At 67.6% G+C, this 24,500-nt stretch carries 17 protein-coding genes; 5 read left to right on the top strand and 12 right to left on the bottom strand.

The features are described from left to right. From ACIQCS_RS12115 to ACIQCS_RS12060, 12 genes are read right to left on the bottom strand one after another with little or no spacing between them, the layout of a single operon-like run. Window positions 1–426 carry a GPW/gp25 family protein gene (locus ACIQCS_RS12115; RefSeq protein ID WP_345847630.1) on the bottom strand — a complete coding sequence of 142 codons (426 nt, stop codon included), beginning with the start codon at window positions 424–426 and terminating at the stop codon, window positions 1–3. A 37-nt stretch (window positions 427–463) separates the two neighbouring features. Continuing rightward, window positions 464–1,057: a phage baseplate assembly protein V gene (locus tag ACIQCS_RS12110; RefSeq protein ID WP_086130271.1), complete on the bottom strand. Its 594-nt coding sequence runs from the start codon at window positions 1,055–1,057 to the stop codon at window positions 464–466. A 27-nt stretch (window positions 1,058–1,084) separates the two neighbouring features. Further along, window positions 1,085–2,239 (bottom strand): hypothetical protein, encoded by a 1,155-nt coding sequence (locus ACIQCS_RS12105; RefSeq protein WP_345847627.1) that lies wholly within the window; start codon window positions 2,237–2,239, stop codon window positions 1,085–1,087. Further along, window positions 2,236–2,694 carry a hypothetical protein gene (locus ACIQCS_RS12100; RefSeq protein WP_345847625.1) on the bottom strand — a complete coding sequence of 153 codons (459 nt, stop codon included), beginning with the start codon at window positions 2,692–2,694 and terminating at the stop codon, window positions 2,236–2,238. Before ACIQCS_RS12100 ends, ACIQCS_RS12105 begins: the two co-directional genes overlap by 4 nt. Continuing rightward, window positions 2,691–3,341 carry a hypothetical protein gene (locus ACIQCS_RS12095; RefSeq protein WP_280279781.1) on the bottom strand — a complete coding sequence of 217 codons (651 nt, stop codon included), beginning with the start codon at window positions 3,339–3,341 and terminating at the stop codon, window positions 2,691–2,693. The genes ACIQCS_RS12100 and ACIQCS_RS12095 overlap by 4 nt, the downstream gene beginning before the upstream one ends. After that, a complete protein-coding gene (locus tag ACIQCS_RS12090; RefSeq protein ID WP_345847622.1) occupies window positions 3,338–3,517 on the bottom strand; it encodes a hypothetical protein in 180 nt (59 codons plus the stop codon). Before ACIQCS_RS12090 ends, ACIQCS_RS12095 begins: the two co-directional genes overlap by 4 nt. Next, entirely contained in the window at window positions 3,514–5,481 is a 1,968-nt protein-coding gene (locus tag ACIQCS_RS12085) for an ATP-binding protein (protein WP_345847621.1), read from the bottom strand. Before ACIQCS_RS12085 ends, ACIQCS_RS12090 begins: the two co-directional genes overlap by 4 nt. A gap of 2 nt (window positions 5,482–5,483) precedes the next feature. Beyond that, window positions 5,484–6,713, bottom strand: a complete 1,230-nt coding sequence (locus tag ACIQCS_RS12080; RefSeq protein ID WP_345847619.1) for a Pvc16 family protein — start codon at window positions 6,711–6,713, stop codon at window positions 5,484–5,486. After that, window positions 6,710–8,686: a hypothetical protein gene (locus tag ACIQCS_RS12075; RefSeq protein ID WP_401530949.1), complete on the bottom strand. Its 1,977-nt coding sequence runs from the start codon at window positions 8,684–8,686 to the stop codon at window positions 6,710–6,712. The genes ACIQCS_RS12080 and ACIQCS_RS12075 overlap by 4 nt, the downstream gene beginning before the upstream one ends. Next, complete coding sequence (locus ACIQCS_RS12070) at window positions 8,683–9,414, bottom strand: hypothetical protein (protein ID WP_345847613.1); 732 nt, start codon at window positions 9,412–9,414, stop codon at window positions 8,683–8,685. Before ACIQCS_RS12070 ends, ACIQCS_RS12075 begins: the two co-directional genes overlap by 4 nt. A 5-nt stretch (window positions 9,415–9,419) precedes the next feature. Beyond that, window positions 9,420–9,932 (bottom strand): phage tail protein, encoded by a 513-nt coding sequence (locus ACIQCS_RS12065; RefSeq protein ID WP_086130278.1) that lies wholly within the window; start codon window positions 9,930–9,932, stop codon window positions 9,420–9,422. Between the two features lie 11 nt (window positions 9,933–9,943). Next, window positions 9,944–11,554, bottom strand: a complete 1,611-nt coding sequence (locus tag ACIQCS_RS12060; RefSeq protein ID WP_345847610.1) for a phage tail sheath C-terminal domain-containing protein — start codon at window positions 11,552–11,554, stop codon at window positions 9,944–9,946. A gap of 650 nt (window positions 11,555–12,204) precedes the next feature. Between ACIQCS_RS12060 and ACIQCS_RS12055 the strand changes: the two genes are divergently transcribed. From ACIQCS_RS12055 to ACIQCS_RS12035, 5 genes are all read left to right on the top strand, one after another. Beyond that, window positions 12,205–12,789, top strand: coding sequence for a hypothetical protein (locus ACIQCS_RS12055; protein ID WP_401530945.1), 585 nt, complete (start codon window positions 12,205–12,207; stop codon window positions 12,787–12,789). Between the two features lie 104 nt (window positions 12,790–12,893). Continuing rightward, window positions 12,894–13,256, top strand: a complete 363-nt coding sequence (locus ACIQCS_RS12050; protein ID WP_280279773.1) for a hypothetical protein — start codon at window positions 12,894–12,896, stop codon at window positions 13,254–13,256. Window positions 13,257–13,301: 45 nt separating this feature from the next. After that, window positions 13,302–13,661 carry a hypothetical protein gene (locus ACIQCS_RS12045; protein WP_401530942.1) on the top strand — a complete coding sequence of 120 codons (360 nt, stop codon included), beginning with the start codon at window positions 13,302–13,304 and terminating at the stop codon, window positions 13,659–13,661. Next, the gene (locus ACIQCS_RS12040; RefSeq protein ID WP_280279771.1) at window positions 13,662–14,054 is read left to right on the top strand and encodes a DUF4280 domain-containing protein; all 393 of its coding nucleotides are present in this window, start codon (window positions 13,662–13,664) and stop codon (window positions 14,052–14,054) included. It abuts the gene before it with no gap. A 141-nt stretch (window positions 14,055–14,195) separates the two neighbouring features. Continuing rightward, window positions 14,196–24,500: a LysM peptidoglycan-binding domain-containing protein gene (locus ACIQCS_RS12035; RefSeq protein WP_345847604.1), complete on the top strand. Its 10,305-nt coding sequence runs from the start codon at window positions 14,196–14,198 to the stop codon at window positions 24,498–24,500.

Below are 24,500 nucleotides of genomic sequence, written 5' to 3'. Positions count from 1 at the left end.
TCAATAATCCGGAATCGAAGCGGTGGCGGTGGTGCTGCCGCCCTGCGGCGTCGCGCTGTAGCCGGGCAGCGGCACCGTGATCGACGTGCCCGCCGTGGTCTGGGTATGCGTGACGAAATAGGTCAGGTCGACGGTCACCGTCTCGTTGCCCATCGTCACGGTCAGCGTGTTGATCGAGATGGCGTCGCCCAGGAACTGGATCAGCTTGCTGCGCACCAGCGTCTCGGCCGCGCTGGCCAGCGCGGCGTCCATGCCCCCGAAGACCAGCTGGCGCATGCCGGCACCGAAATCGGGGCGATTGACGCGTTCGCCCGGATTGGTCTCGAAGACGAGCAGGATCAGGTTCTGCACATAGGTCGGGAGATCGGTGGTCGCGGTCTGCCCCGATCCGTCGATCTGATAGGGAAAGCCCAGATAGCCCGTCATCCGCGCACCTCCCGCCCGCTGCCCGCCATCGATGCGGCTACAGCACCGTGAGCCCGCCCTCGTTGATCGAGACCTCGGGCTCGACGCCGCCCACCATCGCCGAGCCGTGCGCGATCGTGAAGCCTTCCATGGTCACGGCCAGCGTGCCCGGCTCGGCAAGGATGTTGACGCCGGATTCGTTCATGGTGATGCGGATTTCCGCCAGGCTGATCACCACGCCGGTGCTCGATCCGCTCACCACCACCGGCACCGCCACTGCGGGATCGGTCACCGTCAGCGTGAAGCCGCCCTCGCCGGGCAGGTCGTTGAACAGCAGCTTGCCCGAGCTGGTCTGGATCATGCGCATCGTCGGCAGCTCCGCCTCGATCGGGCGTTCGCCCTCGCGCCAGAAACAGCCCGCCCAGATCGGATAGTCGAGGTCGCCGCCTTCGAACTCGACCCAGATCGCCGCGCCCACCGGCGGCATCATGTAGAAGCCCACCTGCAGCCCGGCATAGGGAACGCAGGGCATCGCCCATGCCGTCGCCACTTCGCCGAGCACCATCGGCACCAGCACCTGCAGCCGGCCGAGCATCAGCGGATCCTCGTTGTCGACGACGACGCCGCGATACTTGCCCCAGAACTGCTTCATCCCTGCCTCCCTGGCCGTGCCGCGCGCTCATGGTACGACCACCGGCAACAGGGGATCGGTGCCGTCGCGCTCCAGCTTGAATGCCTGTTTATATTCGTTCCGCTTGAGCTTGTGATGCACCTCGGCAACGCTCCAGTTGCCGTCGAAGGTGGTGCCCGCGCCGCGCACGCCGACAAGGCCGCCGGCGCGCAGGATCGAGCCGTACTTCTCGACGTTGAGCTCCCCCTCGGCCTTGGCCACGGTGGTGGACGACCGGTTGACGCGCCCCTGCGCGAAGCCCATCGCCCGGATCTCGTCGAACCCGTCCGATCCGGCCGGCAGCTTCATGCCGAGCAGCGAGGAGATCGGGAACGGGCTCTTGAGCGCGAGCGGCGGCAGGAGCGTCGGCTCGAGCGCCATCACCGGCAATGCCGGCGTGGCCTCGAGCGGCCCCGGGATCAGGCCCGAGACCTGGAAGGCGGAGCGGCCGTCCTGCGTGAAGGTCAGCTGGTCGACATTGGCGAAAGTGCTGTTGCCGACGGTGAGCGCGGGCGCGGGGATGCCGACGCGCTTGGGCGGGCCCCAATAGGCGGTGTTGGTGAGCGGCACCGGGCCCGGGCGCAGCGTGAACACATAACCATATCGGTTCGCTAGCGTATAGAGATACTCCAGATCGGTGCCGTACTGGATCGGCGTGCGCTGGACGATCGTGGGGAAATCGGCCTCGACCGGCGGGATCGTCTCCGGGACGATCGCGAACCGCTCATATTGGGCCAGGATCTCGAGCACGATCAGTTCGTCGTCCATGTCGGGATAGCCGCGGATCTTCTCGGTCAGGTCCATCGCGACGCTCAGGTCCGCGCCGCTGATCACGACCCGGCTCTGGTTCGGATTCCGCGCGGGATCGAGCCAGATATCGGTGATCAGCCCATCGATCAGCACCGTCGGCAGCGCGGCCTGCATCGCCATGATCAGCACGCGATTGCCCGTGGAGAGGCGCCCGTCGGCGAGCACCTGGACCTGCATGCCCTTGCCATTGTCGGTCCGCTGCGCGCCGAAGGTGAGGCGGAATGCCGCCTGGCCGTCGGCGACTTCGGTAACCTCGGCCTCGATCAGCAGATCGGCCAGCCCGGGCCCGATCGGAGTGGGGACCTCCTGGGTGCCCGCCAGCACGGCGAGCTGGATGCCGACGGGAAAGCTCATGGGCTCTCCTCGCGGTCGTCGGTCTGGTCAATGGGCGCGGCGGCGGTGCCGCGGCGCGAGGCCTTGGGCTGGTCGAACGGATCATTGGCCTGGCCCACCACGGCGGGAACGATGATCTTGCGTCCCGGCACCGCGCACAGCGTCGCGGGGTCGCTGACATTGTTCGCCTCGAGCAGCATCCAGTAGAGCAGGGGATCGCCGAGCAGCCTGGCCGAGATATTGTCGAGCCGGTCGCCGGCCTGGATCGTGTAGCTGGTCTGGGGCTGGAACGTCGTCGCAAGCGGCAGGATGGAACGCGCGAGATAGGGAACGGCATCCTCGGCGTCCGTCGCGGCATCGGCGCCGGACGTGGCGGACGATGCCGCGGGCACATGGCGCGTGCGGACGCGAACCAGCTTGCCGGGGGCGGCATGTTCGATCTGCGTCGGGTAGCGGCTGAGCCGGCGGCCGTTCATAGCGAGAGCGCCCCCGAAATGATGCTGGCTCCGCTCTGCACCGTGCCCACCGCCGACATCAGCTCGCGCTCGGCGAGATTGGCGAGATAGAGGTAGAAGCCGGTCTGGCTCGGCGAAAAGTCCTGATAGGTCAGCACCTTCATATCCATCGTCACATTCGCGTCGATGGGGTTCAGGCGCGTGTCGTGCATCGTCTCGGTGACGCTATAGCTGGTGATCTGAACGGGCATCACGCGCTGCGGACCCCAGACGAACACGGTGAGCGGGGATTCCGGCGGCACGATCTCGAGCACGCCGAGCGCCATCTGGGCGAGGCTCTGCACGATCGAGCTGGTCGTCGGGAACAGCATCATCTCCAGCGTGGCGAGCTGGGGATGGATGCCGAACGCCATCGCCGTCGCGTCGTTGCTCTCGAGCTGGTCGACCGCGCTGATCCGCGCGGTCATCTGGATCGTCTCGACCGCGGGGCCGGCGAGCAGGTTGGTCCCGGTGGGCGTGTCCCCCGTCTTCTCGAAATCGGGATGGAGCTGCCGGGTGAGCTCGGCGGGATTATATTGCAGCAGGATCAGCCGGGGAACGGGGATGGTGCCGCCCATGCTGATCAGGGCGGCCTTCAGGATGTGCGGGCTGTTGGGATAGGGCGTCATTGCGGGCCTCCGCGTTCGCGCAGCTTTACCCGGATCGCCTGGGCGATCGCGCGGCGGACATGATCGCGCTGCCCGGCATCGAGCCGGGCCAGCGCGGCGCGCACGCGCGGGTCGCGGGAGATGGCCGCGTCGATCGGCGCGGAGAGATTTGCGGGCGGGCGCGGCGGGCGGGTCATGCCGGCCAGTCCGCGAGCTCGGCCGGCGGCACGCGCCGACGCTGCTTGGCATATTCGCTTTCCAGCGCGCGGGCGATATGGCCCATCGAGATCGCGGTCTCCTCTTCCGAGGCGAGCATCGCCGCGTTGATCGAGACGACTCGGATCTGGCCGCCGGTGAGCGTCAGCCGCGCGAGCCGGTCCCAATCGAGCCCGGCGGCCGGCGCCGCCGCCGGGAAGGCACCCCGCCAGATACGCTGGCGCTCGTCGAGCGAGGGGAATTCGAAATGCAGGCTGAAGGCGAAGCGGCGCGCGAACGCATCGTCGATCGCGTTCGCCAGGTTGGTGGTGAGCACCGCGATCCCGCGAAACGCCTCGATCCGCTGGAGCAGATAGCCGACTTCGAGATTGGCGTAATGATCGTGCGAATCCTTCACTTCGGTTCGCCGGCCGAACAGCACATCGGCCTCGTCGAACAGCAGGATCGCGTCGGTCATGTCGGCGGCGTCGAACAGCGCCGCGAGCCGCTTCTCGGTCTCGCCGATATATTTGTCGACGATCCGCGACAGGTCGACCCGGAACAGGTCGAGCGACAACGCATGCGCAAGCGCCTCCGCCGCCATCGTCTTGCCGGTGCCGCTGGGGCCGGCGAACAGCACGCTCATGCCCTGCGCGCCGCCGCCCGCTTCGGCGAATCCCCATTCCTCCATCACGCGCGCCCGGTTGCGCTGGCGGGCGATGATCTGGCCCAATACCGCCCGCGCGGCCTCGGGCAGGATGAGGTTGTCCAGCGTCATCCGCACCGGCACCGGATCGGCGAGGCCACTCATGGCTTCGCGCACCTGATCGCGGAGCAGCGGCAGCATCTCGTCCAGGATCGCCGTTTGCGATGCCGGCGCCTCGGTCTCCTCCGCCTTGGTGCGCGCCACGGTGGCGCAGCTCTCCAGCGTCGGCAGGGGCAGGCGGAAGCGGGCGGCGATGTCGCGCAGCGCCGGCGTGGCATCCTGGCCCAGCTTGGCGGCGAGATGGTCGGCGACCTCATGCGGGTCGGTCTTGGGCAGGGACATGCGGATCACCGCACCGGGCGCCCGCTCGGCAATGGCCTGGCCCGCCGCGCCGATCAGGAACAGCGGGCCGGTGCCTTCGCCGATCAGCCGGCAGATCGCGCTCAGCTGGAACTCGCCCGGCGGCTCCTCGAAGGACAGGAGCAGCGCACCGCGCAGCGCGAGGCGATCGCGCTGCCACAGTCGGAAAAAGCCGTCGCGCTCCGTCTCCGGCGTGAGGCGGGCGAGCGGCAGATGGAAGGGCAGGAGGCCGAGGGCCGCCGCGGCGCCTGCCGCCACGCCGAGCGCGCGGCGGCTCGGTTCGGCGGCGAGGTGCAGCGTGGCATCCATGCCCGATGCGTGGACGGTCCGCGCGAGCCGGTGCGCGAGGGCGCCGTCCGCTGGCAGCTGTGGCGCAAGGTCGAGCGGGCGGATGATGTCGGCAAGGGCGTCGTCGAGCACGGGCTGGCCGACGAGGAACGACAGCACTGCGTCCGGCATGACGAAGCGTTGCTGGAGGCGGCTTCCCGGCTGGGTGCCTTCCACCTTGATCAGCTGCCAGTATCGAAGCGGGGCCGAAGGCGCGAACGCGGCCTGGGACGCGCCCTCGAGATCGGCGAATATGGCGAGCGCGAGGAGCGTCGTCGGATAGGGGGTCGCGGGATCGCCCTGGGCGAGCGCGCACAGATTGGCGATGTCGGGCGAGATCTCGAAGCCGGCGGCCAGCGCGACCACGCCCTGCTCGAAGGCGGTGAGCGAGAACCAGCTTGCCAGCGCGTCGAACGCCGAACCGGGGACCGGTTCGCCGAGCCCGGCCTCCTGCGGTTGCGACGGCTCGTGGCGCAGGCCGGGGCGCGAGCGGGTGCGCGCATAATCCTCGAGCATGCGCTCGACGGCGGTGACCGCGTCCTGCAGGCGGGCGACATGAGGGATCTCCGCCATCATCAGCTCCCCGGCACCGTGACGCGCGGGCCCGTATAGGCGCCGTCCTCCCAGTCGAGCAGGCTGGCGACGCCGTCGATCTCGATGCTGACCAGATATTCCCCGGGAGCAACGCCCATGAGCGGCGCGGCCAGCGCGGTCGCCGCATCGGCGCGGGGGAGGCAGGGGATCTTGTACGAGGTCGATTTCGCGCCGCGCGCGAAGAGGAGCGCCGTCGCGCTCGCCTGGGCGGGCACGGCCAGCGCCATCGCGAAGTCCAGTTGCCTGCCGTCCGCGCCGATGGAGGGCGCGCCGGTGAAGCCTGGCACGATGCTCGCCGCGAAAGCGGGGGATTCCGCTTCTATGCCCTTGCCGTCCGGGCCATGCTTCACCAGCTTGACGATGAGGTTCCCGAAGGCGAGCGGCGCGGGCTGCGCGCCGGTCAACGGAACGAGCAGCGCGGCATGGCCCTGTGCGTCGAAGCCGCTGGTCACATCCTTTGCCGCGATACCGTTCAGCAGCACCGAGAGACCGGGCTGAGCGGGATTGGGCGTGCGGATCGCCAGCGTGCAGCCGCCCGAGATCGGCAGGTCCGGATTGGCGGCGTCGACAAGGTCGATGATCACGATCGAGCGCGACGGCAGCGCGCGCAGGCCGATGCGGCGCACGGGCAGCACGGGCTGGACCGGCAGCCGGTATTCGATCGCGATCGGCATCGCCGTGTAGAGCTGCGTGAGCTGATAGGGGACGTTGACGAACTCGGACCACAGCCGCGCCATCGCATCCGGCGCCATGTTGAGCGGCGTGACCACGATCTCGTCGCGCGGCAGCTCCTGGCTGCCGTCGCCGCCGCCGCTGAGCCAGGGCGTGCTCGCCACCGCCGCGCGCAGCATGTCGCGCGGGATATAGGGCTCGGCATTGAGCCCGCCCGCGACCAGCCCGAGCAGCCGCTGCGGATCGAGCCGCGCGTCGTCGCCGAAAAAGGTGATCATATAGTCGAGGTCGAGCTTGAGCACCGGCGAGTTCTTCGCCCCGCCGAGCGGCCCGCGCGTCGGCAGGTCGTTGTTCGAGACGAACCCGTTGCGGGTGGTGCGGAACAGATAGAGGTTCACGAACGGATCGCCGGTGCGCAGCGCCTCGGAGCCCGGATTGAGCGTGGTCACGCGCGCGCCCGGCACCGCGTCGCCGATGAACATGTGCAGCCGGTCGGCGATCGCCACGGTGCAGGCGGCGATCGAGAAGCTGGAATTCATGCGTCTGGCCCTCCGCGCGGCTTGGCCTTGAGCGGCGGTGGTTGCGGGCGCGCGGGCGGCGTGCGCGGGCGCGGCAGGTCGATCGTGATGCGGCCGATATCGATGCGGATATCGCCCGAAGCTTGCGCGGGAGGCGGGGGCCGGCGTTCGGGCCGGGGCGACGGCACGACTTCCGCCGCCACCGATCGCGTCGTCGCTGCGCGCGGCGGCACCGCCGGACCATCGTGCACGCGCGCGGGCGCGAGCACGTGGCGCGTTTCGGTGGTGGGAAGCGCCGTCTCCGCTTCACGTCGTTCGGGCGCGGATCGTCCCTCGCGCCGGGTGCCGCGATCCTGCGCCTGCCCGTCTCGGGCCGGGCGCGCCGGGGCCGATGGCGGAGCCGTCAGTGCGGCCATTGCCGTTGCCGGGAGCGCGCCGGGAAGTGCTCGCGGTTCACCGGAGGGTCCGGGGGGCGCCGTCCGTCCCGCGATCGCAGGCGGAGCAGCGGTCGGCACACGCGCCGGCATGCGGGGGGCAGGCGTTGCGGTGCCGTGCGGCTCGGCCGGTTCCCCGGTTTCGCGGGAGCGTGCCGGAGGCAGTGACGCAGCGCCCGAGGCCGTGCGCTGCGACGGGGCGGTGCGCCGCTCCCTGGCCGGAGCGGCAGGCGAGGCCGGAGCCGCTGCGGGCATCGACGGGGGCGCTGCTCCGGGCCGCGATGCGGCTTTGGTGGCAGGCGTCGCGATCGCAGCGTGTGCATCGCGCGGCGGCGCCATCGGATCGCTCGCGGCGGTCGGTGCGATGGGGCCGGACACCGTCCGCGCCATGGCTTCGAACGGAGCAGGATCGGTGGCCGCCGGCCGGCGGGCCGAAGCGATCGGCGTTCCCGCTTCCGCCTCGGGCCCGACGATCGAGGGTTTGCCTGGCTGAACCGCCGCGGCACGGCGTGATCCGGAGGGTGCCGGTGAGACCGGCGCCTTGGCCGGAGGCAGGGGAGCGCGGGCTTCTCCCGCTGGCGAAGGGGATGCCTCGGCCGCGCCAGGCGTCTCGGGCATATCGCGAAGCGCGCGGGCCGGGGCGGCAAGGCTGGTCTCGGCCGCGCCGCCCATAGGCAGGCTGCCTCCCTTCGTAATCATAGCCGCGCGCATGGGCGACGCCGGCTGCGCCGGTTCCGCCATAGGCCGCGCGGAAGCGTCGGCCTTGCGCTGCGCGACCGGCGTGGGCGCAGGCACGGCGGAGGGAACGGCTACCGGCGCGGGGGCGGGCAGGCTGGGCGCATCGGCCCGGACTCCCGCCGTTGGTGTGGAAACCGCCGCTGTGGCGCGCGCGATGGCATTGGTGGCGGGGGCATTCGCGGATGGCTCGGTACCCGGGGTCGTTTGCGCGGCAGCCGGCGGCACCGCATCCGCCGGGGCGGCCGGCGCTGCCCCCCGTGCCGACGGTGCGGGCACGCGGGCGGAGGGTTCGCTACTGGGGGGCGTTCGCGCTGGCAGGATGGGCGCCACCGTCATCGCCGGAGCCTCCGGCGCCATCGCCTGCAGGATCGGCGCGCTTTCGCCTGGCGCGGTGTCGAGCCCGGCGGCGCTCGTGCCGAAGCGCCGGGCCGATGCCTGGGACGCGACCGGAAGCATCGCGCCGGCGGTATCGCCCGCGCCTGTCCGCGATGTCCGTGCCGAGCGGCCGGCGGGCCGTTCCGCAGGCATGTCGCCGGCCTCGGCAGGGCCAGCCGCGACGGGGCCAGCCTCGGCAGGGCCAGCCTCGGCAGGGGGAGTCGCCGGCCCTGGATGCGGCTCGCCCGCCATGTCGCCGGCGCTGGCATGGGGCAGCGATACCGGCGCGCTCGGCCGGGTGATCCGCTGCTCGCCCAGCCAGGCCTCTTCCCCCGGCCAGGCTTCCTGATGGTCCGCCGCCGGGGCGAAGCGATAGCCGATGCGGCGGCCGAGCACGACCGGGCTTTCCTGGGCGCGTGCCGCCAGCCGGGCGAGCATGTCGCTCATTGCTGCAACCGCGCAAGATAGGCGCGCCGCCGTTCCGGGCCGAGCGCAAGGATTGCCGCCTCGCTCCAATGATAGGCCTGGGCGAGCAGGTGGATCTCGTCGAGCAGCGCATCGGCCGCGCCCTCGATCTCGCCCGCCAGCACTCCGGCGATGTCGACCGGTGCGTCCCATTCGCGATCGCATTCGGGGCAATGGAGCGCGACGAACGGGTCGCCGGCCGGATCGATCTCGGCCATCGCCGCGCCGATCGCGTCGACTTCGGCCTCCTCGAGCCAGGGCGGCACCTCGGCCCCTTCCGCCGGCACCAGGCATCGCCGGGCGAGTTCGGCGCGTGCCTCGTCGATGTCCGGGATCCAGCCGATGGCGGCAAGGTCGGCGCTGTCGGCCGGGCGCACCGCGAAGCGGTCGCCGTCGATCACGACCTCGGCCGCTGCCTCCGCCGCCGGACCCGCGATCGCGAGCAGTGCCGCCGACGCCATCGCCACGTCGAGCCGCGCCTCGCAATTCGGGCATTTCGCCGAGAGCTCGATCCGATCGCCGAACATCGCCTGGCGCAGCGCCACGATCGCGGCGTCGCGTGCGCCGATCGGCAGGGCCGCGCAAGCGCCGAAACTCTGGTCGGGCATGCCGAGCGCGGCGAGATAGATGCCTTTCTCGGCTGCCGAGCGACCGCGGCATGCCGATGCGGCATCCAGCAACTCGGCGGCGCTCAGCGGACGCGGCGCCATGGCCGTCAGTAGCTGGGCGGCGGCGGAACCTTGACGCTGGCGTCACGCTCCCAGCCCTCGTTCTGCAGCACGAGCGTCTGGATCGCCACGGCGTTCGAGCTCGAATCGAGCTCCGGCATCGCGGTGTATTCGGAGGGCCAGCAATTGTAGATGTTGTACGCGTACACCAATTGCCCCGCGGCGTTGTAGAATTCGAGCGTGATGTTGCGGCGGAAATTGGCGAGCGAGCTCTCCATCCCCTGGCCGGCGCGATAGTTCCACACCTGGCTGACCCAGGTTTCGAACTCGAGGTCCTGCGTCATCCCGCGCTCGAGCGTGATCGGCTCGAACTTGGTCTGGCCCGGCAGGATGCGGTTGGTGCTCGGATCGCCGCCTTCGCGGAAGGGCGTCGCCTCGGTGCTGCGCTTCAGCGCGCTGCACTTGCTCAGGCCGGCGACATACTTGCCCTGCCATTTGATGCGGAACTTGAAGTTGAGATACGGGTCGGGAGACTGGCTGGTCGACGAGACGCTGGGCATGGGTCGCTATCCTAGCTCGAAGACTGTCCGGCCATCTGCTGCAAGCTGATGACGACGAATTCCGCGGGTTTGACCGGGGCGAACAGGATCAGGATGTTGACGATGCCGTTGTCCATGTCCTCCGGAGTGGTGGTCGATTCGTCGCAGACCACCTGATAGGCCTGTGACGGCGTGGCGCCGACGAACGCGCCCTGCAGGTAGAGCGGGTGCAGGAAGGCGTTCACGCTCAGCCGGATCTGCGCCCAGAGCGCCGCGTCATTGGGCTCGAACACCACCCATTGCAGCCCCTGGATCAGGCTCTGCTCGAGATAGAGCGTCAGCCGGCGGACCGAGATGTACTTCCAGTCGTCATCGGCGACGTTCGCCGAAGCGAGCGTGCGCGCGCCCCAGGAGATATTGTCATAGGTGGGGAAGGTGCGCAGCGCGTTGATGCCGAGCGGGTTGAGCTGCCCGTTCTCCTGGTCGTTCATCACATAGGAGAGCTGCTGCACTCCGGCCAGCGGCGCGGTGATCCCCGCCGGCGCCTTCCAAACGCCGCGATTGACGTCGGTGAGCGCATAGACGCCCGCCAGCGTGCCGCTGCCGCCCAGCGTGAGCAGCTGGGTGGAGAAGGGCGTGGGGATCTGGATCTGCGGCCAATAGGTGGCCGCGCTGATGATGCCGGTGCCGAAGGTGCCCGGCGTGCTCGTCGCCCAGGCGACCGCGCTCGTCGTGCTCGTCACCGTCAGCGGCATGTCGAGGATCGCGAAGGCCTTGCGCTGGATCGCATAGTTGAGCGTCGCGGTCGCCGAAGTGAGATAGTTCGACGTGTTCATCGACGCCATGTCGGGAACCAGGATCAGGTTCACGATCTGCATCGCGTCGAGCGAATAGATGCCCGAGCGATTGGTCGAGTTGCCGGCGATGTCGAATCCGGTGGGCGGCAGCCCGTCGGGATATTTGGGCGCCGGCGTCGTCGTGGGCGGCTGCAGCTGCTGTGCCTGATAGTTGAGCGACTGGGTCGTGAACAGCGAAGTGGGGTTCGCCACCACGCTCACCAGATAGCCGGCAAAGCCCGGATCGGGCACCCAGACCTGGATGAGCTGGGCCTGGGTGCCGCTCGACGAGAGGAAGGGCGAAAGGCAGCTGCGCACCTGCGTGCTCGCCAGGCTCGGATAGCCGAGCGTGCCGGCGGCGCTCGACAGCGCACCCTGGATCGCCGCGATCATGTCTCCGACCGTCGAGACCGAACTGGTCATGGCGACCGTCGCGCTTACCGAGGGGGGCGGCTTGGTCGGGTCCGGCCCGGGCGGCTGCACCGTCACGGTAATGCCGGTGACGGTCACGGGGTTCTTGGGCGCGGTGAAGTTCAGGATCGTGCCGCTGGCGAAAGGCACCAGCACCGAAGGCGTGGTGGCAAGGTTGGGCACCGCCAGCAGCGCGCTGTTCTGGTTGCCCGACTGCATGACCTCGACGATCGAGTTGGTCTGGCTGATGTCGAGCGTCACCGCCGGCACGCTCTGCGTCTGGACGATGCTGTAGCTGCTGCTCGACGAATTGCTGTTGCTGGTGATCGAGTAGAGCGTCGCCGCCATGTTGAAGGTGTTCGGCTTGTTGGTCATGTAATCGACCGTCACGAACACGTTCTCGCCCCAGGTGCCGGGATTCTGCGAGTCTATTTCTACCAGATTGGTGCCAGTTGTCGGCGTCAGACCTTTGCCGCTTCCACCGCCTCCGCTAGAACTGGTGGGCGGTAACGCGCCGGTAAGCTCGGTCTTCGGCTGTACCGGTGGATTGGAACTCGCACAGACTCGGCTGATCCAGGCTTCGGTTCCGCCGTTTAGAAAAAACTGCGATACCTGAAAACTCGTTGTGCTCGTGGGGTCAAGTCCGCCGAATACGCGCTGGAAATCCCCGAAATTCAGGCATTGTACCGGCGTGTTCATGGGTCCGCGAGTCAAATAGCCAACGAATGCTGTTACGGACGTGGCAACACCAGAAATGGTGTGCGTTCCGCTCGGTAGTTCTTGGACATATACGCCAGGATATGTCAGCTGAAGTGCCATTTGACTCTCCATCCCCGGAGTCGACTCGGCGGGGATTCCCCATGTCAAAATTCAGGTCTTACGTACTGCCAACGTTGTGCTTGACGATATGCGGGTGCGTCAATAGCATAATTTCATATCGACTCCATCTGTTTGATCTCGTTTCTTAATGGAAACGGGGATTACGTTCGGCTAACCATTTTCTTTACGGTGGGAGGGCGTTGCGCATGGCGGCCGAGAATTCTGCGTTGTTGCAGCACGCACTCGACATCACCTTTTACGATCTGCCCTCGTCCGCTTCGATCCGGCTCGATTTCCCCATCGAGACGGGCGCAGCCATTCCGATGCTGCGTGCCACGCCGTCGGTGCGGCTTGGCGCGAGCTATGGCGGGGGCGAGATGGCGATCCGCGGGCTTTCGATCCAGCCGCGGCGGATCGAGTTCGACGTCGAGAACGCGCCCGCCACCTTGCCGCTGCTCGTCCACATCCTGTGCGGCGGCCGGTTCATCCATGGCTGGGTGCAGGTGCCGGGCGATGTGCAGGTGTCGATCGCCACATCGGTGCAGCGCATCCGCTTCGTCGGGGCGGGCTATTGGGCAGTGCCGCTGACTCAGGTCGAGGCCGAGGGCAAGCCGGCGGCGCGGCCGGCGCCTGCCCCGGCTCCAGCTCCGGCTCCGGCTCCGGCATCGACGCCGGCGCCGTCCGTGAGCAAGCCGAGCCCGGCGCCCGCGCCGTCGGCGAGCAAGCCGAGCCCGAGCCCCGCGCCGAAGCCGGCACCCACGCCGGCACCCGAGCCGCGGTCTCCGGCCGCCACGCCCACCCCGGCGAGCTGAGCGCGGAGATGCCTGCGACTTTCCCATAGACTCCGCGTGGGGGCGATCCGCGGAATCAGTCTCGAAACCATCGCCACTTGTGAATCTGAGAAAGGAAACGCGTCATGGCCATGAGCACGATCACGATCAACTTCCAGAACGCCACGCTGACGACGACGACGTCGCAGATCCTGATCACCAACGGCACCTTCGCGCTCGACACCACGAGCTCGCTGTCCATGGCGGGGACGATCAGCTTCACCTCGCTCTACATCACGGCGGGCGCGATCAACTTCAACGTCGAGTCGGGCACCTCGTTCACCGCCGCCGTGGTGACGCCGGTCCATCAGACGGGCAGCAACGCGCCGACGCTCGAGGTCACCAACTTCGCGGGCACCGTGACGGTGACCTGGCCGACCCCGAACGGCCTGCAGACCCAGACCGTGATGTCGGGCGATCCGATCACGCTGAACAACTTCGCGAGCTGAGCCGCGAAGCTACTCGAACAAGGGAGGCCCCCGGTGGACGCGCAGGTGACTATCAACTTCGCCGGGGGCATCGCCTCGACCAATCTGGTCCAGGTCGTGCTGGGTCAGGCGGTTCTCGCGCTGCAAAGCGTGCGGGGTGCCCTGGCCAATATCGTGGGCTTCACCAACATGACGGTCTATCCCGCGCAGATCGTCTTCGCCACGCCGAACGGCGGCGCGTTCGACGGGACGCTGGCGCTCACCCTGTCCTGGAGCGGGGAGGATCCGACGCTGACGCTCGACAATCTCGTCCAGGCGCCGCATGGCGCGCCCGCGACGGTCACCTGGCCGGTGGCGGGCGGGACGGAGACGCAGATCCTCACGCCGGGCAATCCGCTGACGCTCAGCGGCATCGTCGCCGACTAGGTGCCGCAGCTGGTCAGTCTGGGTGCGGTGCTTTCCTGTAGCTTCGGCAGCGCGCCGATGCCGATGATCGTGCCGCCCGAGGTGCCTGTGTTCGCCGACATGCTGCCCCTGGCGACAATCTTCGATTTCGTGCCGCTGGAGAATATCCCCAGCTTCGGCCTGTGCTCGAGCCTGGCCAATCCCGAGGTGGCGACGGCGACGGCGCTGGCGGAAGGCGTGCTGACGCCGATGCCGTGCATCCCGGTGACGACCTCGCCCTGGTTTCCCGGCGCGCCGGAGGTGTTGCTCGAAGGGATGCCGGCCCTGTGCACCGGCTCGATGTGCCTGTGCGACTGGCTGGGCGAGATCGAGATCGACGAGCCGGGGCAGGAGAGCGCGGTCACCAACTCCTGAACGCGGTGGCCTCGCGCGGCTCCGCGCCGCGAAGAGATGAAGCCAAAACGGGGCAAGTCCCCTAAACGGCAGCGAAAATCCTCCGACTACCAATCACGGGCGGCAGCAAGGGACTGCCGCCGCGGCGATTTGGAGGGGCGGATGGTTGCGATCTTCACGGGTGCCGGCACGGGCTTCGAGCGTGGATCGGGCTCGGTTCTGGGAGGTTCGGGCCTGCTCGGCACCGCATCGCAGGGGCGCGGGGGCGACAACGTCCTGGTCAACGCCGCGAACGGCAACCTGCTGATCTCGCGACAGGACGAATATCTTGTCGGCCGCGGCCCCGATGTCGCGATCGGCCGGGCCTTCAACAGCCAGGCGACCGCCGACGACGACAATAACGACAAATGGCGCCAGAGCACCGACCGGCGCGTGACGGCGGTCTCGGGGGCGACCGTGCGCCGCGTCTCGGCCGATGGCAGCGAGACGATCTACACCTGGGATGCCGCGCGCTCGGCCTATGTCTCCAAGGAGGGCGCGGGCGCCTATGACCAGATCGTCAAGTCGGGCAGCCAGTGGATCTGGACCGATGGCGCCACCCAGCGCGTCGAGAAATATGACGAGCTGAACGGCGGCCGCATCGTCTGGGAAGGCGATACCGATCTCAACGCGATCACCTATACCTATGTCGGCGACAAGCTCGACAAGGCGACCACGGCGGACGGCGCCTGGGTGCAATATAGCTGGTCCGGCTACAACATCACCAAGGTCACCACCGGCTATACCGATCTCGCGACGGGCCTCTCCAAGACGCTGTCGCGCGTCTGGTACGAATATAGCGGCTCGCAGCTGACCAAGGTCCGCACCGATCTCACCCCGGCCGACAACGCCCTGCCCGGCGATGCCGATTCCTACTGGACGAGCTATGGCTATGACGGCGCCGGCCGGGTCAACAGCATCACCCAGAAGGACGGATCGAGCCTGGCCGTCACCTATGACGGATCGGGCCGCGTCGCCACGCTGACCCAGCTCGCCAGCTCGGGCGTCAACCGGGTGACGACGCTCGCTTATTATGCCGGCTATACCACGATAACCGACGCCACCGGGCAAGTGACCCGGCTCGATTATGACGCGGCCGGCAACCTCACCAAGATCACCGCGCCGCCCGCCTCGAGCGGGGCCGCGCAGCAGGTCGTGCAGTTCGGCTACAACGCCAATGGCGACCTCATCAGCACCACCGACGCATCCGGCAATGCGGCGAGCTACGCCTATGACGGCAACGGCAACCTCCTCACGGCGACGGACCGTGCCGGCAATGTCGTCACGCGCACCTATGGCAGCCGGAACGAGCTGCTGACGGAGACGCATACCACCTCCGATGCCAGCGGCGGGGCAGTGAGCGTCACCACGCGCTACGCCTATGACGCCGAGAACCATCTGCGCTACGTCGTCAGCGGCGAAGGCTATGTTACCGAATATCGGTACACGGCGGCGGGCGAGGTCCAGTATACCGTCGAATATCCGGAGCACGGCTATACGATCGGTTCCGGCGCGCTCAGCGAAGCGACGATGGATGCGTGGCGCAACGGCCTGGCGGACCGGTCTTCGGCCAAGATCACGCTCAACACCTATGACGCGCGCGGGAACATGACCTCGACCCGCAGCTTCGGGATCGCGAGCGCGGCGGGCGCGGAATCCACTGCGGAGGGCGCGAGCCGCACTTACTACACCTATGACCAGTCCGGCCGCCTGCTCTCGCGCAACCTGGAGGGGCAGGTCTCCGAGGCCTTCGTCTATGACGGGATGGGGCGCCTGACCGCGTCGACCGACGTCAATGGCGGCACCACCAGCTTCGTCTTCAACGACACGGCGACCACCACCACGGTCACGCTCGCCTCGGGCTATGTGACGGTCACCACCTACAACAAGGCTGGCGACCTGATCAGCCAGGCCGATAGCGGCAGCTATGTCGCGGGCGGTACCGCGGCAAATCAATATGACAAGCTCGGGCGGCTGCGCATCGCGACCGATCCGGTCGGTCTCAATCGCTACTACGCCTATGACAAGAGCGGCCGCCTGATCGCCGAAGTCAACCATTATGGCGACATGACCGAGTATCGCTATGACGCGAACAACAAGATCGTGGCGACCACTCGCTATGCGACCCGGCTGACCGCCGGCCAGCTCGCCATCCTCCAGAATCCGGACAGCGTGTTCGAGCCGGGCGCGATCCGTCCTGCCGCGAGTGGCGCGGACCTGTGGAGCTGGTCGGTCTATGACAAGCTCGGCCAGGTCGTGGCCTCGATCGCGGGCGACGGCAGCGTCGCGACCATGGCCTATGACAAGGCCGGCCATCTGGTCGCCACCACTGCCTATGCGGTCAAGCTGACGGCGGGGCAGATCGCCGGCTTCAAGACCACGCCGCCGCTGCTCACCGACATTCCCGCGCCGACCGCGACTGCGGCGGTGACTCGCGCCTTCTACGATCGCGACGGCCGCATGCTCGGCACGCTCGACGGCGAGGGGTTCCTGGTCCGCAACGTCTATGACAAGGCGGGCATCAAGGTTGCCGAGATCGCGTCGTACAATGCCGCGGCCGCCGGGCTGCGCGCGGCGGGCAGCTTCAACGACCTGGTTGCCAGCGTCGGCACTTCGGCCGGCGACCGAGTGACGCGCTACGTCTATGACGGCCAGGGGCTGCTGCGCTACGCGGTCGATGGGCTCAACCAGGTCGTCGCCTATGACTATGACGCGGCGGGGCTGCGGACGAGCGTGGTCCGCTTTGCCGCCGCCATGGCGGCGACGGGCGACTATACCTATGACAATGTCAAGGCGCTGACCGCCGCGATGGCCGGCAATGCCGGCAACCGCACGAGCTGGTCGGTCTATGATGCGGCCGGGCGGCTGGCCTATTCGATCGATGCCGATGGCGGCGTCACCGGGCTGAGCTACGACAGCAGCGGGCAGGTGATCCGCTCGGTCGAATATGGCGCGAAATATGTCAGCGGGTCATTGCCCGCCGTCGCCACGATGGACGGCTGGTCGGGCAACAATGCCGGCGGCGCGGCCGACCGGATCACCCGCACCTGGTACACCGCGCGCGGCGAGGCGCGCTACGTCGTCGATGCCGAGGGTTATGTCTCGCGCACCGACTATAGCGCCTCGGGCAAGGTCACCGGCAGCGTCGTCTGGAACAACAAGATCGGCGTCTCGAACGCGACGACGATCGGCCAGGTCGATGCGGCGACGGCGGGTGCCGGCGACTATGCCGCGCGCAGCTTCGCCTATCATCCGGACGGCAAGCTCTACACCGAGACCGATCCGCTCGGCGTCATCACGCTGTACGACTATACCGCGACGGGCAGGCTCAACGCGCGCTACGACGCCTATGGCACCAGCGATCAGGCGGTCACGGTCTATGGCTATGACGCCGCCGGCCGCGTCGTCACCGAGATGCGCGGCTGGAACACGGCGGAAGCGTCGACCACCACTTATGCCTATGACGGGCTCGGCAACCGCGTCCAGATGTGGGACCCGAACGGGAACCTGACCAGCTACAGCTACGACAAGCTCGGCCAGCTGAAGGTGGAGACCAACGCGCTCGGCGGCACGACCAGCTACGAATATAACGCGTTCGGCGAGGCCTGGAAGGTCACCAATCCGGGCAATGGCGTCACCTATCGCTGGTATGACAAGCTCGGCCGGGTGACGCATGTGCGCGACGCCGGCGATTACCTGACCGAAACCCAGTTCACCGTGTTCGGCGAGATCGCGACGCTCACGCGCCGCTTCAACCAGGTGAGCGGCGGCGCGGTGATGGCGACGCCGCCGTCGGTGGCGGCGAACGCCGGCGAGGATTCGGTCACGTCGTTCCTCTACGACAAGCTCGGGCGGACGACGCGCGCCACCGACGCGATGGGCTTCTTCGAGACCTATAGCTACGACGCCTTCGGCAACCGCCTGTCGGTGACGGCCAAGTCGGCCACCGACAGCGCCGTCGCGGGCGCCGCGACCACCTATAGCTATGACAAGCTCGGGCAGCTGCTCACCGAGACGCTGCCGATGGCGACTTATGACGCCGCCGGCAACCTCACCGGCTCGGTGGTCGTCAACCGCTTCGAATATGACGCGCGCGGCAATCGCACCAAGAAGGTGGAGGCGGACAATCTCGCCTATCGCCGCACCACCACCTACAGCTATGACAAGAACGACCGGCTGATCGAGACCCGCGGCGATGCCGTGGGCGTGATCGCCGACGATCTGGTGACGGTGACGACGGTCGCGCCGGTGGAGACGATCCGCTACGATGCGCGCGGCAACGTCAAGGAGAGGATCGACGCCTCGGGCGCGCGGACCCTGCTCTATTACGACGCGCTCAACCGCAAGAAGGTCGAGATCCGCCAGACCTCGGCGAGCGAGAACAGCTATTCGAGCTACAGCTACGACGCCAACGGCAACCTCAAGAGCAGCCGCGCCTATGCGGGCTCGATCGCGCTGCCGGGCAGCGTCGGCACCGCGCCGCCGTCGCCGCCCGCGGGCGGCTATCGCGAGACCTTCTTCAACTATGATGCGCTGGATCGCCTGACCTGGAGCAAGGTCGCCGGGGTGGTATCGGGCAATTATGCGAGCGGCTATGCCGCCGTCGATCTCGTCACCTATTATGCCTATGACGCGAACGGCAACCTCCAGAAGGTCACCGATCCCAATGGCGGCGAGACCTTCAGCTGGTACGACCTGCTCGGCCGCAAGACCGGCCAGATGGATGCCCAGGGCTATCTCACCAGCTGGGCCTATGATCCGGACAGCAACGTTACCAGCGAGCGCCGTTATGCGACGCGCTTCACGGGGACCGCGTCGGTCGCCGGAGCACCGGCGGTGGCGACGGCGGGCACCGACCGGGTCACGCAATATGGCTATGACCGCAACGGCAACCGCACCTCGGAATCGCGGCTCTCGGTCGAGGCCTATGCGATCAACGCGAGCAACGGCGCGCTGACCTCGGTCACCGGCACCGCGACGATCCAGTATCTCTACAACGGCCTGGGCCAGGTGGTCCGCAAGATCGAGGCGACCGGGGACCAGACCAACTACAGCTATGACGGGGCCGGTCGCCTGACGGTGGAGACCCGCGCGGGCTTTGTCGACTTCAACGGCCAGTGGGTCTCGCCGACCACCCAGTATCTCTATGACGGGCTCGGCAATCTCTCGCGCTCGATCCAGTCCGGGGCGACCAACGCGCCGACCCGGGTCACGACCTACAGCTATGGCGCGGGCGGCCGCCTGGGCAGCATGACCGACGCATCGGGCTTCACGCGCTATTATGCCTATGACGCGGCCGGCCGGGTGAAGCGCGAGAGCTACAGCCGGACGACCGCGGCCGGCGGCACCGTGACCGATGCGATCGCCACCCGCTACGACCTGGCCGGGCGCAAGGTCTTCCAGGGCGTCGCGACCTGGAACGGCAGCAGCTATGCGATGCTGGATTACAGCCAGACTCAATATACCGGCTATGGCGAGGTCTGGAAGAACGGCGTCAACGGCCTGTGGCAGACCGAGAACCAGTATGACAATGGCGGGCGGCTGACCGCCACCAATGCCGGCGACGGCGTGTGGAAGTTCTTCGGCTACGACCGCAACGGCAACCAGACCGTCGTCATCACCTCGGCGGGCACCAGCCTGGCCGGCCAGTCCTTCGCCGGAGCGCTGTCGCTGGTCGGCCTGGCGACGGTCAATGCCACCTATACCAGCTACGACAAGCGCAACCTGGCGGTGCAGGTGGTCGAGGAGGGGCGGCAGCTCAGCGCGTCGGCGAGCGACCAGTTCGTCACCAGCCGGACCTACAACGCCTTCCTCGAGGTGGTGAGCGAGACCAACGCGCTCGGCGCCACGCTCGACTATAGCTACAATGCCATGGGCAAGCTGATCAAAAGCGAGAGCCCGGCCGTCTGGATCACGCTGGAGAATGGCGGCCAGCAATATGTCCGCCCGACCGAATATTATTATTACGACCTGAGCGGCCGCCTGATCGGCAGCCGCGACGCGAACAGCAATCTCTCGACGCGAACCTTCCTGGCTGGCACCGGCTATGGCACGGGCGCGGCGCTGATCGCGACCAGCTTCGCGGCAGACGGCGGCAAGATCGCCAATGCCTATGACATCCATGGCGATGTCCGCCGCGTCACCGATCAGATCGGCCGGGTGACGACCCAGGACTATGACGCGATGGGCCGCGTCACGACCGTCGCGCATTATGGCGGCCTGGTCGAGAATTTCGCCTATGACGGGCTGGGCCAGCGCATCCAGGCCTGGAACAACCTGTATCAGAACCCGGTCTACGGCCCCGAGGAAGCCTATTGGGTCGAGGATCCCTATGATCCCTATGGCGGCTATTATGGCGGCGGGGGCCATTGGGAATATTACACGCCGATCATCGGCTACACGCCCGAAAAGGCGCTGACCGAATATGACTCGCTCGGCCGGGTCACCAGCCAGCTCGCGTTCGGCGGCGACCTGACCAGCTTCTCCTATGCCTGGAACGGCGGCATCTCGACCAGCGGGCTCGGCACCTTCGGCGGCTGGACCCAGGTCACCACCCATGCCAACGGCAGGACGCTCGTCGAGAGCAAGGACATCTTCAGCCGGACCACCGCCAAGACCGATCTCGGCGGCCATGTCTGGTCCTACAGCTACGACGTCGCCGGCCGGCTCTACCAGTCGGGCACGGGCGGCGTGTACACGACCTATACCTATCTCAACACCGGCCAGCTCGGCTCGACGATCCTCGGCACGCCCTATCCGGTGGCGAACTCCACCTGGGCGCGCACTGTCTCGACCTACAGCTACGACAAGCTCGGCCAGCGCCTCACCGAGCAGACCATCGAGGAAGCGGGCTATTACCAGCCGGGCTATTGGTACGAGGAATACGACCCCTATTACGGGTACGTCACCAACAGCTATTGGGTCGACGAGAGCTATTACACCACTTCGGCGACGCTCCAGAACTCCACCGCGACCTATGACGCGCTCGGCCGCCTGAAGACCTTTGTCGAGGCGGGCACGGCGACGCTGCCCGCGGCGAACCTCGCCTATGAATATGACGCGAACGGCAATGTCCGCCGCACCACCGCGACCTATCGGACGCTCGATTACCAGGGCAATGTCTCGTCCTACACCACGACGAACGACTATTGGTTCCGCTTCGACAGCATGAACCGCGTCGTCACCGACAAGGGCACGTTGCGCGGCGGGCAGATCGTCCGCGGCGAGGCAGTGTACGGCACCGGTGGCGGGCAGGACATATTGTACGATCTCGCCGGTCAGCGCATCGCCGTGATGCGCACCGAATATTCGCCGGGCTATTATGATTACGAGTGGGGCTATTATTACCCCGGCAGCTATTACGAGAGCCGCGAGAACTACATCTACGACAGCGCCGGCCGCGTGTTCGAGATCCAGACCTCGATGGGCGGCTATGTCACCGAGGATTACGACTATAACACCGGTGTCGCGACGCCGCCGGGCACCATCCCCGCGGCACCTTCGACCGGCACGCTGCGCTCACGCTTCTACTATGACCTGATGGGGCACCAGACCTCGCAGACCGACTATGAGGCGAACGGCTCGACCATCGCCTATAGCCGCTATGCGAGCTACAACAACAAGGGCCAGATCACCTACGAGAACAGCTCGACCAAGAAGTATGACGGCCATACCTATCAGTCGTACACCTATTACGACTATGGCTATGGCACGAACTATGCGCTGGGCGCGGCGATCAGCGTCTCGACGATCAACTATCGCGACAACAACAATGCCAACGCGCCCGACACGCTGACCACCAACAGCTTTGCCTGGTGGGACGGGGCGGTGCAGTCGCAGATCGCGCACAAGCCCAATACCGGCCAGTCGACCACCTATTACACGACCTTCTACTATAACGGCCTGGGGCAGCTGACTTCGCTCTATGTCGGCGACGCGCGGGCCCGCAACGTCAGCTTCAAGCTCAATGGCGACGGGCAGATCATCCGCCGCGACGAGCAGGACTATAACTGGTCGAACGGCGACCCGCACGAGATCTGGTATCGCTTCAACGGCCGCCAGCTCGGCTATGTCGGCAACAACGGCACCAGCGACGTATCGACCGTGCAGTCGATCGGCGAGCGGCAGACCGTCTCGCCCACCACGCCGGGGGCCTTCCGCAACGGTTCGAGCTACGGCACCTCCTACGCCGATTTCGCCAACAGCTACGATCCGATCAACAGCTACAGCCAGGGATCGGCGGGCGGCAGCTATACTGTCCGGGCCGGCGACACGCTGCAGGGCATCGCGCTGGCGATGTGGGGCGATTCCAGCCTGTGGTATCGCATCGCCGACGCCAATGGCATCAGCGGCGCGACCGCGCTGGCCGAGGGCCGCACGCTGACCCTGCCGAGCGGGGTCATCAAGAGCAGCTATAACGCGACCGGCTTCAAGCCGTACAATCCGGGCGAGGCGATCGGCGACGTCACGCCGTCGACGCCGCAGCCCCAGGCGGGCGGCAAGAAGAACAAGTGCGGCGTGATCGGCATGGTGCTGCTCGCGGTGGTCGCGATCGCAGTCACCGTGGTGACGGCCGGCGCCGCGGCGGCCGCGCTGGCTCCCTCGATCTCGTCGATCGGCGCCGGCATCTCCGCGGTGCTCGGCGGGACGCTGGCCACCACGGCGGGCATCGGCCTGGGCGGCGCCATCGCGATCGGCGCCGGCGCGGCGGCGGTCGGCTCGATCGTCAGTCAGGGCATTGGCGTCGCCACCGGCATCCAGGAGAAGTTCAGCTGGAAGGCCGTGGGCCTCGCAGCGATCGGCGGCGGCGTCAGCGCCGGGATCGGCGGCAGCGGGATCTTCGACGGCATCAAGAGCGGTGTGATCCGCGCCGGCGTCACTTCGGCGGCGAGCAGCCTTGTCAGCCAGGGCATCGGCGTCGTCACCGGGCTGCAGGACAAGTTCAGCTGGGCCGGGGTGGCCGCGGCCGGGGTCGGCGCGATGGCCAGCTTCGAAGCCGGCAAGCTGTTCGGCGCCAAGTCGTTCACCGACATCAAGAATGCCGGTGGCGCGGTGACGACCATCGGCGACACCAGCATCGGCAATCATTTCGCCCATCTTGGCCAGAGCGCCGCCGGCATGGTGGCGAGCGCGGCGACCCGCAGCGCGATCGAGGGCACGAGCTTCGGCGACAATCTCGTTGCCGGGATACCCGATGTCATCGGCCAGGCGCTCAGCGACCTGATGCTGCGCGGCGCCACGATGAAGGCGCCCGAGCAGCCCAAGCCCGTCAACGCGGTCCGCACCGCGGGGGCGGAATGGCTCGCCAACCGAACGCCGCAGGACCTTGAGGCCTATAAGCAATATGGCATCACCTTCGATCTGACCGACAATGGCCTGGTGGTCCGCGGCGACCTGGCGGCCATGCGCGAGCGGGGCGAAGCAGCGCGGCGGGGCGAGGCGGTTCCCGACGACGGCAAGCCGAAGCTGCGCGCCGGTCCGGACGTGCCGATCGTCAATGACGACGATCATCACCAGTATATCAAGACGAGCCTGCCGGCCTGGCTGGCGAAGGACGGCGTCGCGGTCGCCAACACGCCCGGCATCAACATCGACTTCACCGGAAACGCGGCTGGTGTCACCAGCTTCTGGGCGGCGTTCGAGCATAGCGGCGGCGCGACCCGCTTCATGTCGAACGGCGGGGACACCTATGTCTACACCGGCGGCACGGTCGAGATCCCGGGGCTGGGCATCAAGCTCAGCGTCGGTGCCGACATCGTGCCGCAGATCTCGCCGCTCACCACGCCCGCCGGCCAGGGCGGGCAGGCCGGCAATGGTGACGGGATCACCGTCGGCCAGGTGGCGGACGTCGCCGCGCAGGTCATCGTTCCCGGCTATGGCAGCGGCAAGTCCGCCTGGGAGGCCTATCAGTCGGGCAATTACTGGGCCGCCGCGGGCTGGGGCCTGCTCGCCGTGGGCGAGGTCGGCCTGACCGTCGCGACGCTCGGCAGCTCGAACCTGGTGACCACCGCGATCCGCGGCACCCGGGCGGCTGCGATGGGCGTGCGCGGTGCCGAGGCCGCGCGCGCAGTGGCCAAGGCCGAGGAGGCCATCGAGCTGACCGTCAAGATGAAGAAGGGATGGAATGCCGAGCAGCGCGCCGCCGCGCTCGAAAAGGTGAACGCCCTCAACGGAGCGGAACTGCGGGTGACGCCTTCGGTCCGCAGCGGCACTTCGGCGGCGTCGCGCTATCGCCAGGCCGGCAATGCCATCCCCGCTGGCGCGGATGTGGACCATATCATCGATTTACAGCTGGGAGGCGCCGATATTATATCGAACATGCGACCGCTGGACCTGAGCGTGAACAGGAGCCTCGGGGCGCAGATCGGCCGGCAATTGCGCGGAGTTCCATCCGGTACGAAGGTTTCCGGAATCAGGATCGTGCATTAG

Source organism: Sphingomonas sp. NPDC092440, assembly GCF_044754985.1.
In the GTDB taxonomy this organism is placed as follows: Bacteria; Pseudomonadota; Alphaproteobacteria; order Sphingomonadales; family Sphingomonadaceae; genus Sphingomonas.
This window is presented reverse-complemented; position numbering and strand designations above follow the sequence as displayed.

Bases quoted from the DNA above. Each gene is read 5' to 3' on its own strand.
- ACIQCS_RS12115 (WP_345847630.1), bottom strand. From the start codon at position 426: ATGACGGGCTATCTGGGCTTTCCCTATCAGATCGACGGATCGGGGCAG.
- ACIQCS_RS12110 (WP_086130271.1), bottom strand. From the start codon at position 1,057: ATGAAGCAGTTCTGGGGCAAGTATCGCGGCGTCGTCGTCGACAACGAG.
- ACIQCS_RS12105 (WP_345847627.1), bottom strand. From the start codon at position 2,239: ATGAGCTTTCCCGTCGGCATCCAGCTCGCCGTGCTGGCGGGCACCCAG.
- ACIQCS_RS12100 (WP_345847625.1), bottom strand. From the start codon at position 2,694: ATGAACGGCCGCCGGCTCAGCCGCTACCCGACGCAGATCGAACATGCC.
- ACIQCS_RS12095 (WP_280279781.1), bottom strand. From the start codon at position 3,341: ATGACGCCCTATCCCAACAGCCCGCACATCCTGAAGGCCGCCCTGATC.
- ACIQCS_RS12090 (WP_345847622.1), bottom strand. From the start codon at position 3,517: ATGACCCGCCCGCCGCGCCCGCCCGCAAATCTCTCCGCGCCGATCGAC.
- ACIQCS_RS12085 (WP_345847621.1), bottom strand. From the start codon at position 5,481: ATGGCGGAGATCCCTCATGTCGCCCGCCTGCAGGACGCGGTCACCGCC.
- ACIQCS_RS12080 (WP_345847619.1), bottom strand. From the start codon at position 6,713: ATGAATTCCAGCTTCTCGATCGCCGCCTGCACCGTGGCGATCGCCGAC.
- ACIQCS_RS12075 (WP_401530949.1), bottom strand. From the start codon at position 8,686: ATGAGCGACATGCTCGCCCGGCTGGCGGCACGCGCCCAGGAAAGCCCG.
- ACIQCS_RS12070 (WP_345847613.1), bottom strand. From the start codon at position 9,414: ATGGCGCCGCGTCCGCTGAGCGCCGCCGAGTTGCTGGATGCCGCATCG.
- ACIQCS_RS12065 (WP_086130278.1), bottom strand. From the start codon at position 9,932: ATGCCCAGCGTCTCGTCGACCAGCCAGTCTCCCGACCCGTATCTCAAC.
- ACIQCS_RS12050 (WP_280279773.1), top strand. From the start codon at position 12,894: ATGGCCATGAGCACGATCACGATCAACTTCCAGAACGCCACGCTGACG.
- ACIQCS_RS12035 (WP_345847604.1), top strand. From the start codon at position 14,196: ATGGTTGCGATCTTCACGGGTGCCGGCACGGGCTTCGAGCGTGGATCG.